Below are 15,043 nucleotides of genomic sequence, written 5' to 3'. Positions count from 1 at the left end.
ATGGACGTGCAGACAACGTTTCTGGACAGGCTTTTTGAATCGGGCCTCCTGATCGATACGGGCGTTGACGGTCTTTACGGGCGCAGCGGACAATTCGAAGATGTGATCGCCGCCTTCGAACGCCTGATCGACAAGTTCGGCGGCGCCGACGGCGCTGAAGCGATGCGTTTTCCGCCCGGGATGAATCGCGCCTTCTTCGAGAAGAGCGGCTACATGAAGAGCTTCCCGCAGCTTGCCGGCACCGTTCACAGTTTCTGTGGCAGCGAGCTCGACCACGTCAGCCTCCTTCAATGCATGGAAGTGGGTGACGACTGGACGAAGGATCAGCAGGCGACTGACATCGTGTTGACTCCTGCGGCATGCTATCCGCTCTATCCGACAGTTGCTCGCCGCGGCAAACTGCCGATGAGTGGCAGCCTCTTCGATCTGCAATCCTACTGCTTCCGCCATGAGCCTTCGCAGGATCCCGCGCGCCAGCAGCTCTTCCGCATGCGTGAATATATTTGCATGGGTATGGAAGAGCACGTCACGGATTTCCGTCAACGCTGGATGGACCGCGGCGTCGAAATGATGAAGGCGGTCGGCCTCGATGTGGCCATCGATGTCGCGAACGATCCGTTCTTCGGCCGCGCCGGCAAAATGCTGGCCAACAATCAGCGCGATCAGAACCTGAAGTTCGAGCTGCTCATTCCGATCACCTCGGTTGCTAAGCCGACGGCCTGCATGAGCTTCAACTACCATCAGGATGCGTTCGGCACGAAATGGGGCCTTTATCTTGAAGACGGCAGCGTTGCGCATACCGCCTGCGTTGGCTTCGGGCTTGAACGCATCGCGCTCGCGCTGTTCCATCACCACGGGCTCGAGGTCAAGCATTGGCCTTCCAAGGTGCGTCAAGCGCTGTGGGGCTGAACGAAACGATGAGAGCCGTCTTTCCACGGGTGCGCCCGGACGGCTATCAGCCGCATCCGCTGCACTCCAGCGAACGCATGTGGCCTGAAACCAATTGCTACGTCGACCTTTGGATCGAAGTGCTGAACGCCGTCGGCGCTGCGCCGGAGGCGATGCTTGGCTTCACGCTCACCCAGGATTTCGAGGGCGATCAATTCACCTTCTTCAAGGTGCCCCTCGAGGATCTTGAGGCACTCTACGACATCCGCGTCACCGAACTTGCCATCTTCGACCGCGTCGAACGGCACGTTGAGGTGCAGATTGCACGCGGGCGTCTTTGCCTGATCGAGATGGATTCGTTCTATATGCCCGATACGCAGGGCACTGCCTACCGGACCGAGCATGGCAAGACCACCGTCGCAATCAACAGGCTCGACTTCGCCGGCAAGCGCATCGAGTATTTTCACAACGGTGGTTACTTTCAGCTCGGGGGCGAAGACTTCGATGGGCTGTTCCAGCTCAACCTGAAGCCACAAGATCCGTCGTTCCTTCCATATACGGAGTTTGCAAAGTTTCCCGCCCGTATTCCTGAGGCTGCGCATGTCAGCACCACCGCGCGCAAACTTCTTGAACGTCACTTCGGTCGCCGGCCGGTCTCGAATCCTATTCGGGCCTTCGCCGAAGTGTTTCCGCAGCAGGTGGAAGCGGTCGCAGAGCGGCCGTTTGGCTTCTTTCACAAGTATGCGTTCAACACGCTACGCCAGTTTGGCGCCAATTTCGAACTTGCCGGTGACCATCTCGCCTGGCTCTCTGGCAACGAATTCTCGTCTGCCATCGCTGATTCGCACCGGATTTCCGAAATTGCAAAGTCGGTGCAGTTCCAGCTCGCCCGGGCTGTGACGCGGAAGAAATATGATCCACTGCGCGCAGCGCTTGATCCGGCAGCCGATGCATGGGATTCCATGATGGCTTCGCTCAAGGAGCGCTTGTGAAGCCGGGAGTCTAAGCATGCGGGGACGGTTGGCGAGTGTCGGCGCGGAGGAAACTCTGCTCGCCGAAGGCTGGAATCTGGTTCTGACGGAGCCGGACGCTTGCGCAACCCCTCATGACGTTCCCTTATCCGCACAGCACATCGCCGCCGAAGTGCCGGGAACTGTCGCCGCGGCATTGGAAAAGGCCGGGCGCTTCGATCGCGAGAATCCGGAGCCGCTCGATACCCGCGACGCGTGGTATCTCTGCCGGCTTTTTGACGCGCAGCCCGGCGACGCGATCCTGCGCTTCGAGGGGTTGGCAACGCTGTGTCATGTCTTCCTCAATGGCCAGGAAATCCTGTCGTCGGAAAGCATGTTCACCATGCACGAGATACCGGTGACGCTCTCGGGCGGCGATGAGTTGGCACTTTGCTTCCGAGCCCTTGCGCCAAAGCTGGCCGAATCCGGCCCTCGCGCCCGCTGGCGTCCGCAGATGATCACGCCGCAAGGCTTGAAAAACGTTCGCACGACGTTGCTTGGACGGATGCCGGGCTGGTGTCCTGAAATTCATGCGGTTGGGCCGTGGCGTGCCATCACGCTCGTGCGCCGCGATGTCGTTTCGATCGACAATGTCACTGTCCGTGCCGTGCTTGAGGCGGACGGTACCGGGCGGTTGAGCGTTTCGCTTCACACGAATGTCGACAATCCGGATTTGATGCTTCGTTGTGGAGAGATCGAGCAGGCCTTCGAAAAGATTGGAGACAGCCACTACTCGGCGATTCTGAAGCTGAAGGACGTTGATCTCTGGTGGCCGCACACGCATGGCGCGCCGCAACTTTATGATTACTCGATTGTCATCGACGGCGTTGCGCATCATGCAGGGCGAACAGGTTTTCGGCGGATCGACATTGATCGCGGATCGCACGGAGATGATTTTGCGCTGTTGATCAACGGCGAACGCATCTTCTGCCGTGGTGCTGTCTGGACGACCGCCGATATCGTACGGCTGCCGGGCGGCCGGTCGGACTACGAGCCGTTCTTGCGCCTGGCCGCGGAGGCGGGCATGAACATGATCCGCATTGGCGGGACGATGGCCTATGAGACACCGGAGTTCTTTCAGCTCTGTGACGAACTCGGCCTGCTTGTCTGGCAGGACTTCATGTTCGCCAATTTCGACTATCCGAAGAACGACAAAGCTCTGACGGCGCATGTCCACGCGGAGGTTGAGGAACTCCTGCACGCCGTCCAGGGATGCCCGTCACTCGCGGTATTGTGCGGCGGCAGCGAAATCTACCAGCAGGCGGCCATGCTTGGATTGCCGCAGGACTATTGGTCGGGTCCGATCACGGAGGAGATTATTCCGGCGATTGCCGGACGCATGCGGCCCGACGTCCCGTATGTGCCAAATTCACCTTCGGGCGGCGCGATGCCGTTTTCTCCGAACGTTGGGGTTACCCATTACTACGGCGTCGGCGCCTATATGCGACCGCTTGACGATGCTCGACGAGCGAATGTTCGCTTCGCGGCCGAAAGCCTGGCTTTCGCTCATGTGCCACAGCAGCGAACGCTGCAACGCCATCTGGATGTTCCGCCGGTCCACAGTCCGCTATGGAAATCGCGTGTCCCCCGCGACCGCGGCGCGTCGTGGGATTTCGAGGACGTAAGGGATTTCTATCTGGCAGAACTCTATCGCGAGGATCCGGCGCGGCTTCGTCGTGAAGATCGCGAGCGGTACCTCGATCTTTCCCGCGTCGTCACGGGCGAAGTTGTGGAAGCAACCTTCGCCGAATGGCGCCGCAATGGGTCGACATGCAACGGCGCATTGGTCTGGACGCTGCAGGATCTGATGCCTGGTGCCGGTTGGGGTGTGATCGATTCAACCGGCGAGCCGAAGCCGGCCTGGTATGCCCTGTGCCGCGCTTTCCGGCCGGTGCAGGTGGTCGTGACCGACGAGGGCACGAATGGCCTCGACGTTCACGTGCTGAATGAGACCGAGCACGCTCTCCAGCTTGATCTCGAGCTGGTTTGTTTGAGGCACGGCAAGCAGCACGTCGTCAGTGGCGGCCGCATTCTGACTTTGGCGCCGAGAAGTCGCGAGACCTTTGCCGCGACCGACCTCTTTGGCGCATTTTTCGACACGACCTACGCCTTCCGCTTCGGCCCACCCTCTCACGACGTCACCGTTGCTCGCTTGCGTCTGCCGGATGGTGGTCTGGTGGTCGCCGACGCCTTCCATTTTCCGTTGGGGCGCTCGAAGGCCTTCCACGATGCCGAAATCCAGGTGGCGGTGACGCGAAAGGACAATGCGTGGGGGCTCGATATCGCAGTCGACAGGTTCGCGCAGTCCGTCCACGTCGGTGTTGATGGCTATCGACCGGACGACGACTGGTTTCATCTTGCCCCCGGCGCCGCCAAACGCGTCCGGTTGCTTCCGCTATCGGGGTCGGCAGATGGAGAAGCGCCGTCCGGTGAGATCACAAGCCTAGGTAGCTCGCGAGCCGTCTCATTTTAAAGCCCAAGCCTGCCATTGCGGGATTGGCAGGCGTTTGAAACGGCTGCTCAGAACGCCTTGAAGGTCAGCGTTGTCAGCGAACGCACGATGCCGGGTATGTTGGCGATGTTATCGTTGATGAACTTGCCAATGTCCTGCCCTTCTTCGATGTAGACCTTGAGCAGAAGATCATAGTCGCCGCTCGTCGAGTAGAGCTCGGAAGCGCGCTCTGTTTGGTAAATGGCGTCGGCGACCTCGTAGGTCTTGCCGGGTGCGCATTGGAGCTGAACGAAAATTGGCTTCATCGACGTTTCCTGCATCATATTCTGGTTCGGCGCATAATGGTCGAAAGCGCCATGTCGGCGCAAGCTGTTCCGTCAGATGGCGGCTTCTCGAACGATCCAGCGGCGAAATGCTTCCAAAGGCGCGTAGTCGGCCCGTTCTGTCGGATAGGCAAGGTAGTAGCGCTCGCTGCTTTCCATTTCGCGATCGACGGCGGCAATCAGGTCGCCGCGCTTCAGCTCGTCGTAGATGAGAAAGGTCGGCAGCAGCGCAACGCCGAGACCCGCCATCGCCGCTTGGGCGGCGGTCGCGAACTGGTCGAAGAGCATGCCGTGCACGGTCTGAAAATTCACGCCATTGTCGGCGAACCAGCGCTCCCAGGCATCCGGCCGCGTCGTCAGATGCAGCAGTGGAACGTCGAGCAAATCTTGCGCCGTGCTGATCGCGTGCCGGCTGCGGAACTCGGGGCTGCAGGCCGGGACGGTCCTCTCCGACATGAGAAATGTCAGCTCCGCGCCAGGCCAATGCGGGTGACCGAAGTGAATGGCCGCGTCTATGGAATCGAGCCGGAAGTCAAAGGGCGACAGTCGGGTGACGAGGTTGATCGTCACCCCTGGATTGGCAGTAAGGAAGCGTCCGAGCCGCGGGGCCAGCCAGCGCGTCCCGAATGTCGGGAGAATGGCCAGATTGAGCGTACCGCCATGCGGATTGGCACGGAGGTTCAGCGATGCACTCGAAATGCGTCGCAGTGCCTCGCGAATCTCGCGCGCATAGGCGTCGCCGGCGAGGGTCAACCGCACGGTCTGACGTTCGCGCAGAAACAGCTCGACGCCGAGCTGCTCTTCCAGTGCCTTGATCTGGCGGCTGACGGCACTTTGTGTGAGGTCGAGTTCTCGCGCGGCAGCCGTCACGCTGCCAGTGCGTGAGACAGATTCAAATGCGACCAGCAAGGATGTCGAGGGAAGAAATCTTCGTGACGGCAGCATCCATCATTCCATTTGAGAATAAGCTGTTTCCTAAATGTCGATATTTACGGCATCTGGGGCTTTGTAAAGTAATTCATGTGACGGAAACGGAATGAACTGGAAATGCGATCGATCTGCCGCGCCCACCGGTCCCGAGGTTGCGGCCGGCAGCCTGATCAGTGGTTTCATGAGCAAAGGCACGGCGCTAGAATGTCGCCAGTTTAATGGATGGATTTGATCGATGCTGAACGATCCCCGCTCCCACGGCCTCTGGGAAAAAACCGCTCCGCAGCCGCCTGTGACTTCCGCGCTTACCGGCGCCGTGAGCGCCGACGTCGTTGTCGTGGGCGGAGGCTATACGGGGCTTTCCTCAAGTCTCCATCTGGCCGAGGCGGGCTCAAAGGTCGTGCTTTTGGAAGCTGCGGAGATCGGCTTCGGCGGCGCGGGCCGCAACGTCGGCTTGATCAACGCCGGCATGTGGGTGATGCCTGACGACCTTCCCGGTGTTCTCGGCCCTGTTTACGGCGAGCGTTTGCTCGACCTGTTGGGCAACGCTCCAAGGCTGGTGATGGAGTTGATCGACAAGCACGGCATTGCCTGTGAGCTCGAACGGAACGGCACGCTTCACGTCGCAGTTGGCGCGAGTGGCTTGAAGGAGATTGAGGATCGCGCCCGGCAATGGGCGGCACGCGGGGCGCCGGTGGTGCTGCTTGACGCCGCCGAAACGGTCAAGCGTGTCGGCAGCAGTGCCTATACGGGATCGTTGCTCGACATGCGCGCAGGCACGCTGCAGCCGCTCGCTTACGCCCGCGGCCTTGCACATGCGGCGGTCAAGGCTGGCGTTTCAATCCACACGTCGAGCCCCGTCATCGGGACTGAGCGGAAAGGCAATCGCTGGACCATCAAGACCGCAAAGGGGGAGGTCACGGCCGACTGGATTATCGTGGCGACCGACGCATATAGCACCGGTCCCTGGGAAGCGGTGCGCAACGAGCAGGTGCACCTACCCTATTTCAATCTGGCCACCCGGCCGCTCAGCGACAATCTGCGCGGTTCGATTCTTGCAGGGCGCGAAGGCGTTTGGGATACGAAGGAAATCCTGTCGTCCTACCGCATGGATCAGGCCGGACGTCTTGTCTTCGGCAGCGTTGGTGCTCTGCGCAATACCGGGCTTGGGATCCACACGGCCTGGGCCAAACGGTCTTTGAAGAAGCTCTTTCCGCAGCTTGGTGACGTCGAGTTCGAGTGTGAGTGGTACGGCAAGATCGGGATGACCGCCAATGCGTTGCCGCGGTTCCACAGGTTCGCGCCGAATGTCGTGGGCTTCTCCGGCTATAATGGTCGCGGGATCGCGCCCGGCACGGTGTTCGGCCGCACGCTTGCCCAGCTTATCCTGGGGCAGACGACGGAAGCGGACCTGCCGCTGCCGCTTACCGCGCCGTCCGAACCGAGCTTCCGCGCCGTGAAGGAAATGTGGTACGAAGCCGGCGCCCAACTGGCCCATTTCGCCGACGCCCGCTTTTGAGAAACGAGGTTGAACCCATGACCATTTCTGCACTTGATCTCGCCACCGAGACGAAAAGACTGCTCACAGAATTGGGCGTCGGTGCCCACTGCTATACGGGCGGCACGCTCCGTGTCACCTCTCCGGTCACTGGCAAGGAGATCGGGGCGCTGAAGGAGCATTCGGCTTCCGAGGCAAAGGCTGCGATTGAGGCCGCCCACAAGGCGTTCCTCGATTGGCGGGCCGTCCCAGCTCCGAAGCGCGGCGAACTCGTGCGCCTGCTCGGCGAAGAGCTTCGTGCTGCGAAGAACGCTCTCGGGCGGCTTGTCTCGATCGAGGTTGGCAAGATCACGTCCGAAGGGCTCGGCGAAGTCCAGGAAATGATCGACATCTGCGACTTTGCCGTCGGCCTGTCACGCCAGCTTTATGGTCTAACCATTGCCACCGAGCGCTCCGAACACCGAATGATGGAAAGCTGGCATCCGCTTGGTGTCGTCGGCATCATCTCGGCCTTCAATTTCCCGGTCGCCGTCTGGTCCTGGAACGCGGCGCTGGCGCTTGTCTGCGGCAACTCAACGGTCTGGAAGCCATCTGAGAAGACACCGCTGACGGCGCTTGCCGTTCAAGCGCTTTTTGAAAGGGCGCTGAAGCGGTTCATTGCCGAAGGCGGCGTCGCGCCTGCCAACCTCTCGACCTTGCTCATCGGCGGTCGCGATGTCGGGGAAGTCCTTGTCGACCATCCCAAGGTGCCACTCGTCTCCGCGACCGGCTCGACGGCCATGGGCCGCGCTGTCGGTCCACGCCTGTCGCAGCGTTTCGCGCGGTCGATCCTAGAGCTCGGCGGCAACAATGCCGCGATCATCTGCCCAACGGCCGACCTTGATCTGACGCTGCGTGGCATTGCCTTTTCAGCCATGGGTACGGCCGGCCAGCGCTGCACGACATTGCGCCGCCTGTTCGTTCACGAGAGCGTCTATGACAAGCTCGTTCCGCGCCTGCAGAAGGCCTATGGCTCGGTGTCGATCGGCAACCCGCTGGAGGCCGGTACGCTCGTCGGGCCGCTGATCGACAAGCAGGCGTTCGGCAATATGCAGTCCGCATTGGAACAGGCGAAGGCGGCTGGCGGCAAGGTCACCGGGGGTGAGCGCGTCGAAAACGGTGCGGGAGACGCCTTCTATGTCCGTCCGGCGCTCGTTGAAATGCCCTCACAGACTGGCCCTGTCGAGCATGAGACGTTTGCGCCAATCCTCTACGTCATGAAGTACACGGATTTCGATCAGGTATTGGAACTGCACAACGCCGTGCCGCAGGGGCTTTCTTCTTCGATCTTCACGAATGACATGCGCGAAGCCGAGACCTTCGTTTCGGCTCGTGGTTCGGATTGCGGAATTGCCAATATCAACCTCGGTCCGTCCGGAGCCGAAATCGGTGGTGCGTTCGGCGGCGAGAAGGAAACCGGCGGTGGCCGCGAATCCGGCTCCGACGCCTGGAAAGCCTACATGCGCAGGGCGACGAACACGGTCAACTACGGCAAGACATTGCCGCTCGCACAGGGCGTGAAGTTTGACGTTGAATGATTGCTGCTGCATTGCAGCTGGAAGGGCGATGACATAACACGTCATCACCCTTTTTCCTTTTTGCAGGTCGCCATGCATTTGACTTTGGCTGCGGCGGAAACGCTGGTTATCGATGCCCTGACGCGCAATCGCGTGGACGAGGCAAATGCGCGCTCGGTCGCCAGGGCGCTTGTTGCTGCCGAAGCGGCTGGACAGGGAGGTCATGGCCTGCGCCGCGTCGAGGCTTACGCAAAGCAGGCGAGGGCAGGCAAGGTCGATGGATTTGCCAAGCCGCAGCTCGAACGACTGTTTCCTGCGGTTGTGCGGATCGATGCCTGCCACGGCTATGCCTATCCTGCGTTTGATCTCGCCGCGTCGGTTCTTCCGGAGATTGTCAGGGAGCAGGGCATTGCCTTGGCGGCAGTTCACCGTTCGCACCACGCCGGCGTTCTTGCGCTGACCGTCGAGCGGTTTGCGGAAATGGGGTTTGTCGCTCTGATGGTTGCCAACGCCACCGCCTCCATGGCGGCCTGGGGCGGGCGGAAACCCGTCTTTGGAACGAATCCCATCGCGTTTGCCGCGCCGATCCCAAAGACTGACCCTCTCGTCATTGATCTCGCGCTCTCGCGCGTCGCCCGTGGCAAGGTGATGGCCGCACGCCAGAAAGGCGTTGATATCCCTGCAGATTGGGCCTTTGACCGGAACGGTCAGCCGACGACGGATGCCCTTGCCGCACTCGAGGGGACGATGGCCCCATCTGGAGAGGCCAAAGGTGCGGCCTTAGCAATGATGGTCGAATTCCTTGCCGGCGCCCTGACCGGGGCCAATTTCTCCTTCGAGTCCTCCTCGCTTTTTGACGACAAGGGTTCAGCGCCCGGTCTTGGGCAGATGCTTGTTGTCATCACCCCGGCCGCTAGCGGTGGAAATGGCGTGGCGGAAAGGTTGGCCAGGTTGGCGGACGAGATTTCGTCCGACCCCGGCGTGCGGCTCCCCGGGCGTCGCGGCCAAACGGCTCGTAGACAGGCGCTGGAAAGCGGCCTCGAGGTCGAGGACGAAGTTGTTGCCACCATCTATTCGCTCTAGCTAGAACGATTCTAAAGTTGACGAACGATTTCAAGTATTTGTGATCCCCGAATCATCTCTAAAACTTGAAATGCCAAATCAACAAAAATATACGGGCTCCCATCACCTCGGGGATCTCGGGTGCAACACCATGGAGGGCTTCATGAAAACTTCCCTTAATCGCGTTTCCGGCGCGCTGGCGCTTGCTGCGTCGCTTGTTGCCGCAACTTCGCTCGCCACCGGCGCCGCTGTGGCGCAGGAATCCGAAGGCATTGTCGTCTACAACGCTCAACATGAGAGCCTCGGGCGCGAGTGGATCGATGCATTCACCAAGGCAACCGGCATCAAGGTAACGATGCGCCAGGGCGGCGACATGCAGCTCGCCAACCAGATCGTTCAGGAAGGCGATGCGTCGCCGGCCGACGTTTTCCTGACCGAGAACTCTCCGGCCATGACGCTGGTCGATGCCGCCGGCCTCTTTGCGCCGGTCGATAAGGAAACGCTAGACCAGGTTCCCGAGCAATATCGTCCGTCTGACGGCATGTGGACCGGCATTGCCGCCCGTTCGACCGTTTTTGTCTATGACAAGACGAAGTTGACTGAAGACAAGCTGCCGAAGTCGCTGCTCGACCTTGCGGATCCGGCCTGGAAGGGTCGTTGGGGCGCTTCGCCGGCCGGCGCTGACTTCCAGGCGATCGTCAGCGCTTTGCTCGAACTCAAGGGCGAGGAAGCAACGGCGGCGTGGCTCAAGGCGCTCAAGGAAAATTCCACTCCGTATAAGGGCAACAGCGTCGCCATGAAGGCGGTCAATGCCGGCGAAGTCGAGGGTGCGGTGATCTATCACTATTACTGGTTCGGCGATCAGGCGAAGACCGGTGAAAACAGCAAGAACGTTGCGCTGCACTACTTCAAGAACCAGGATCCGGGTGCATTCGTCAGCGTTTCCGGCGGTGGCGCTCTGAAGTCGAGCCAGCATGCCAAGGAAGCTCAGGCCTTCCTGAAGTTCGTGACCGGCAAGCCCGGCCAAGACATCTTGAAGAGCGGTACGTCCTACGAATATGCCATCGGTAAGGATGCCGCTTCGAACGACAAGCTCGTTCCGCTGGCTGATCTCGATGCACCGAAGGTTGATGCGGCCAAGCTGAACAGCAAGAAGGTGACGGAACTGATGACGGCCGCGGGCATCATCTAGTCCTTTCGCAGGCCCCTGCGGGTCAAAACTGTTGCTTTTGGCTCAAGAAAAACGTAGGGCATGACGAAATCGGCAACCGCCTTTCATAGGCGGTTGCCTTCCTTTTTCAGCGTATGAAGGCGGCGGCCTTGCTGCAGGACAACAGATTGCTTGTTCCCGGCCATGAAAGGCCGATGGCGCGGCCGGTGGCGGGAATAGATCGGCTGCGGGCGCATCTGCCCCACGCTGCCGTCATCCTCTTTGCCTCCGTCGTGGCGCTGTTCAGCCTGGTGCCGCTTGGCTTCATCGGCTGGATAACCTTTGATGTCGGCTGGCAGACCGTCAAGGAATTGGTGTTCCGCGCGCGCGTCGGCGAATTGCTCGTCAACACGGTGCTGTTGGAAGCCTTTACCATTCCGCTGTCGATCGCTCTTGCCGTGACGCTTGCCTGGCTGGTCGAACGGACGGACATACCCTTCGCCCGGCTGTGGTCGTGGCTGGCGGTTGCGCCGCTCGCGGTGCCGGCCTTCGTCCATAGTTACGCCTGGATCAGCCTCGTTCCGGGCATGCGCGGCCTGCAGAGCGGCGTCTTTGTTTCCGTGCTCGCCTATTTTCCGTTTCTCTACCTCCCGGTCGCCGCCGCCTTGCGTCGGCTTGATCCCGCCATCGAGGATGCTGCCGCCTCCCTCGGCCTTGGGCCTTGGCGTCTGTTCTTCCGTACGATCCTGCCGCAGCTGCGCTTCGCCATCTGCGGCGGCTCGCTGCTGATCGCGCTGCATTTGCTGTCGGAATACGGTCTCTACGTGATGATCCGTTTCGACACCTTTGCTACCGCCATCGTCGACCAGTTCCAATCCGCCTATAACAGCCCCGCGGCCAACATGCTGGGCGGTGTCCTTGTCTGCTGCTGCCTGTTTCTGCTGGGTCTCGAAATCCTGTTGCGCGGCAATGAGCGATATGCCCGGGTCGGATCCGGCTCGGCGCGGCCTGCGGATCGCCGGCGGCTCGGCTGGTTCGTGGTGCCGGCGATCGTGCTTCAGGTGGGGCTGGCGGCTCTGGCGCTCGGCGTTCCTCTCGTAACGCTGGTGCGGTGGCTCTATCTCGGCGGGCTCGAGGTCTGGCGTGTCGACACGGTCGGCAATGCTTTCGCGCAAACCATCGTTCTTGCTATCGCCGGCGGCGCGCTTGCGACGATTGCTGCCGCACCGATGGCCTGGCTCTCCGTGCGCGCACCGGGGCGTCTCCAGCGCCTGCTCGAGGCCTGCCACTACTATGTCGGCTCGTTGCCGGGTGTGGTCGTGGCGCTCGCGCTGGTGACGATTACGGTCCGTCTCGTTCTGCCTCTCTATCAGACCTTCGCGACCCTTATTGTTGCTTACATACTGCTGTTTCTGCCGCGTGCCATGGTGGGCCTCCGGGCCAGTATCGCCCAGGCACCCGTGGAGCTGGAGCGTGCCGCGATGGGCCTTGGCCGCACGCCCGCCCAAGCAGTGAGGCAGATCACCATGCGGTTGGCTGCGCCGGGTGCGGCGGCCAGCGTCGCGCTTGTTGGTCTCGGGATTACCAACGAGCTCACCGCGACATTGATGCTGGCGCCGAATGGGGTGGAGACGCTTGCCACGAGGTTCTGGTCGCTGACCAGCGAGATCGATTACGTGGCGGCGGCGCCATACGCATTCATGATGGTCGTGTTATCGCTGCCGCTCACGCTTCTTCTTTATGCCCAATCGAAACGGACTGCCGGACAATGACGCTGCTTACGATCGATCGCATCAGCAAGCGTTACGGGCATGTCCAGGCATTGCAGAATATTTCACTCGATGTTGCCGCCGGAAGCCGCACTGCCGTCGTCGGGCCTTCAGGGTCGGGTAAGACGACGCTGCTGCGCATCATCGCCGGTTTCGAGCAACCCGACGGCGGTCGCGTGACGCTCGACCGTGAGCTTCTGGCTGACGGTCCTGTAGCGGTGCCCGCACACAAACGAGGCATCGGTATCGTGTCACAGGACGGCGCGCTGTTTCCCCATCTGAGTGTCGCCGACAATATCGGCTTCGGCTTCGAGCGCGGTGCGCCCGATCGCGAACGACGCATTATCGAGCTGCTTGATATGGTCGAGCTTGACCGCAACATGCTCACCCGTCGGCCGCACCAGCTTTCCGGTGGCCAACAGCAGCGTGTGGCACTTGCCCGCGCACTTGGCCGCAAGCCGCGCTTGATGTTGCTCGACGAACCGTTTTCGGCACTCGATACAGGACTGCGCGAGAATATGCGGAAGGCCGTGGCGCGCGTTCTTCAGTCCGCAGGTATCATGACGATCCTCGTTACTCATGATCAGGCGGAAGCACTCTCCTTTGCCGATCAGGTTGCCGTCCTGCGGGAAGGCAGATTGATCCAGGCCGGGTCGCCGCAATCGGTTTACCTGCAGCCCCTCGATCGGGAGACAGCCCTGTTCCTCGGCGACGCCGTGATGCTTCCGGCGATCGTTCGCAACGGCTTTGCTGACTGCGCGCTCGGCCGCGTGGCGGTCGACGGGGACCGCCAGGGCAAGGTCGAGATCATGCTACGGCCCGAACAGATCAGGGTCGTTGCTGATGAAAGCGAGCAGACTTATCGCGGACGTGTCGTCGAAGTGGAATTCGGTGGAGCGACCTGCACTGTCGCCGTGTCGCTTGAGGGAGTGGCCCTGCCGCCGATAATGATCAAGACATCGAGCGTGGCGCTTCCGGAGCGCGGAGATCGTGTTCGTCTCGATATCGCCGGCAAGGCGCACGTTCTCGGAAGCCGCTGATCAGGCGATCTTCAGTTCAGAGCCTTCGTCTTCCGACAGCCAGCCACCGCTAAAGCCCGCCAGTTCAAGACCGCGCCGGATGACGGGTGACCGTCGCATCAGGCCCCAGATGAAGTCGGACCGATCGTTTTCGATCGTCATCACAAGAAGTCCCTGATCGATGCCGACGCAGCGATCGTCCACCCAGCCTTCCGGTCGCTTGGTCTTCACGGTCGGATTGAACCCGCCGGGGAAACGATCCTCGTAGAGCAGGTTCGGATACGTGGACATCAGGGCGCGAAGGCCATCGAGCGACGCCTGGCGGTCATACGGCAGCGACGCGAGTGCGGCCCAGGGTGCGATGGTGCCGTCATCTGGTCCGAGCGGTGCGCCGCGCGCGGCATAGCCGAGCACGCGCGGATGGCGACCACCACGCATGTTGCGCGTCGGAGGCGGGCCATCCGAGGCGGATAGACCCCAGATGTCCTTGTTGTAGCCGACGAAGTGGCCGGGATTGCGCTCCGCGTAGTCACGCTGCACGGCAATCGATACCTGGGTGTTGCGGAAATAATCCCAGTTGCGATCGGCCATCGCCTTGTCCTGGATTCCGCGGAAATCAATCCAGGCATGCGAGAAAAAGTGAATGAAGAGCGGGCCGGCATAGACATAAGGTTGGTCGCCGAACAGCATCCAGGAGTAGCTTGCGGTAAAGGCATCGTAGCTCGACGTCGGGATCGGATGCGTCGGGGAAGCCAGCGCCAGCGTATAAAGCAGGATCGCTTCGTCGTAGCCCTGCCAGCGCCAGCGCAGGAAGCCACTGCCCGGCTTCCAGCCCATGCAAATGGTCTGGCCTTTGTTCAGCGCCCAGTGCCAGTCGATTCTCTCGTAAACCAAGTTCGCGAGCCTGCGGATCTCCGTCTCGGCTTCGGTATTGCGATCAAAATAGGCCGCGGCCGTCAACATGCCTGCAACCAGAAGCGTGGTGTCGATGGTTGACAGCTCGCTGTTCCAGGCCCGATGGCCGGTGTCCATATGCAGAAAGTGATAGAAGAAGCCGCGATAGCCGATCGCATGCCGCTCACGACCTTGGTGACCGTTGGCAAAGAAGCAAAGCGTCTTCAGCGTGTACTCGATCGCGTCGGAGCGCTGCATCCAGCCACGCTCGACAGCGACGGGATAGGACGACAGGGAAAAGCCGACCGCGGCGATGCTGCAGGGAACACCCGCGATGGACGTGTCCGCGACCAGCCCGTTGTCGGGATTGTAGTGCTTCGGGAAATAATTGAATGCGCCTTGCTGAAGCCTGTCGATCAGCGCGACATCCGTTTCCTCGGTCCGTTGTAACATACGTGCCAAGCCCAACTTGTTATTCAGCCCCGACACCAA

The 15,043-nt window shown here is 61.0% G+C and carries 12 protein-coding genes; 9 read left to right on the top strand and 3 right to left on the bottom strand.

Annotated features, from left to right (window positions below; all coding sequences use genetic code 11):
* The 3 genes from PMI09_RS13570 to PMI09_RS13560 are packed head-to-tail and all read left to right on the top strand — an operon-like array spanning position 1 to position 4,371.
* Positions 1-909, top strand: coding sequence for an amino acid--[acyl-carrier-protein] ligase (locus PMI09_RS13570; RefSeq protein WP_007794597.1), 909 nt, complete (start codon positions 1-3; stop codon positions 907-909).
* A gap of 8 nt (positions 910-917) precedes the next feature.
* Positions 918-1,880 (top strand): DUF1839 family protein, encoded by a 963-nt coding sequence (locus tag PMI09_RS13565; RefSeq protein ID WP_037083019.1) that lies wholly within the window; start codon positions 918-920, stop codon positions 1,878-1,880.
* A 16-nt stretch (positions 1,881-1,896) separates the two neighbouring features.
* Positions 1,897-4,371 carry a glycosyl hydrolase 2 galactose-binding domain-containing protein gene (locus tag PMI09_RS13560; protein ID WP_007794590.1) on the top strand — a complete coding sequence of 825 codons (2,475 nt, stop codon included), beginning with the start codon at positions 1,897-1,899 and terminating at the stop codon, positions 4,369-4,371.
* A 47-nt stretch (positions 4,372-4,418) separates the two neighbouring features.
* On the opposite strand, the gene PMI09_RS13555 is transcribed toward PMI09_RS13560, so the two are convergent.
* Positions 4,419-4,655, bottom strand: a complete 237-nt coding sequence (locus PMI09_RS13555) for an Lrp/AsnC ligand binding domain-containing protein (RefSeq protein WP_007794587.1) — start codon at positions 4,653-4,655, stop codon at positions 4,419-4,421.
* 72 nt (positions 4,656-4,727) lie between these two features.
* On the bottom strand, positions 4,728-5,618 hold the full coding sequence (locus PMI09_RS13550) for a LysR family transcriptional regulator (protein WP_007794585.1): 891 nt from the start codon (positions 5,616-5,618) through the stop codon (positions 4,728-4,730).
* Positions 5,619-5,838: 220 nt separating this feature from the next.
* Here PMI09_RS13550 and PMI09_RS13545 point away from each other — a divergent pair, with 220 nt between their 5' ends.
* From PMI09_RS13545 to PMI09_RS13520, 6 genes are all read left to right on the top strand, one after another.
* Positions 5,839-7,122 carry an NAD(P)/FAD-dependent oxidoreductase gene (locus PMI09_RS13545; protein WP_007794581.1) on the top strand — a complete coding sequence of 428 codons (1,284 nt, stop codon included), beginning with the start codon at positions 5,839-5,841 and terminating at the stop codon, positions 7,120-7,122.
* Between the two features lie 17 nt (positions 7,123-7,139).
* Positions 7,140-8,678 (top strand): L-piperidine-6-carboxylate dehydrogenase, encoded by a 1,539-nt coding sequence (gene amaB / locus PMI09_RS13540; RefSeq protein ID WP_007794578.1) that lies wholly within the window; start codon positions 7,140-7,142, stop codon positions 8,676-8,678.
* A 72-nt stretch (positions 8,679-8,750) separates the two neighbouring features.
* Positions 8,751-9,740, top strand: coding sequence for an Ldh family oxidoreductase (locus PMI09_RS13535; RefSeq protein WP_007794575.1), 990 nt, complete (start codon positions 8,751-8,753; stop codon positions 9,738-9,740).
* Between the two features lie 142 nt (positions 9,741-9,882).
* Complete coding sequence (locus PMI09_RS13530; protein WP_007794571.1) at positions 9,883-10,911, top strand: iron ABC transporter substrate-binding protein; 1,029 nt, start codon at positions 9,883-9,885, stop codon at positions 10,909-10,911.
* Between the two features lie 113 nt (positions 10,912-11,024).
* A complete protein-coding gene (locus PMI09_RS13525) occupies positions 11,025-12,641 on the top strand; it encodes an ABC transporter permease (RefSeq protein ID WP_052026540.1) in 1,617 nt (538 codons plus the stop codon).
* A complete protein-coding gene (locus PMI09_RS13520) occupies positions 12,638-13,678 on the top strand; it encodes an ABC transporter ATP-binding protein (RefSeq protein ID WP_007794564.1) in 1,041 nt (346 codons plus the stop codon). The genes PMI09_RS13525 and PMI09_RS13520 overlap by 4 nt, the downstream gene beginning before the upstream one ends.
* Here the strand turns inward: PMI09_RS13520 and PMI09_RS13515 are convergent, their stop codons facing one another.
* Positions 13,679-15,004: a glucoamylase family protein gene (locus PMI09_RS13515; protein WP_037083014.1), complete on the bottom strand. Its 1,326-nt coding sequence runs from the start codon at positions 15,002-15,004 to the stop codon at positions 13,679-13,681. It lies immediately after the preceding gene.
* Positions 15,005-15,043 lie beyond the last annotated feature (39 nt).

The sequence above is a fragment of the Rhizobium sp. CF122 genome (assembly GCF_000282035.1).
In the GTDB taxonomy this organism is placed as follows: Bacteria; Pseudomonadota; Alphaproteobacteria; order Rhizobiales; family Rhizobiaceae; genus Rhizobium.
Note: the sequence above shows the minus strand (reverse complement) of the source record. Positions and strands in the feature narration are given on the sequence as shown.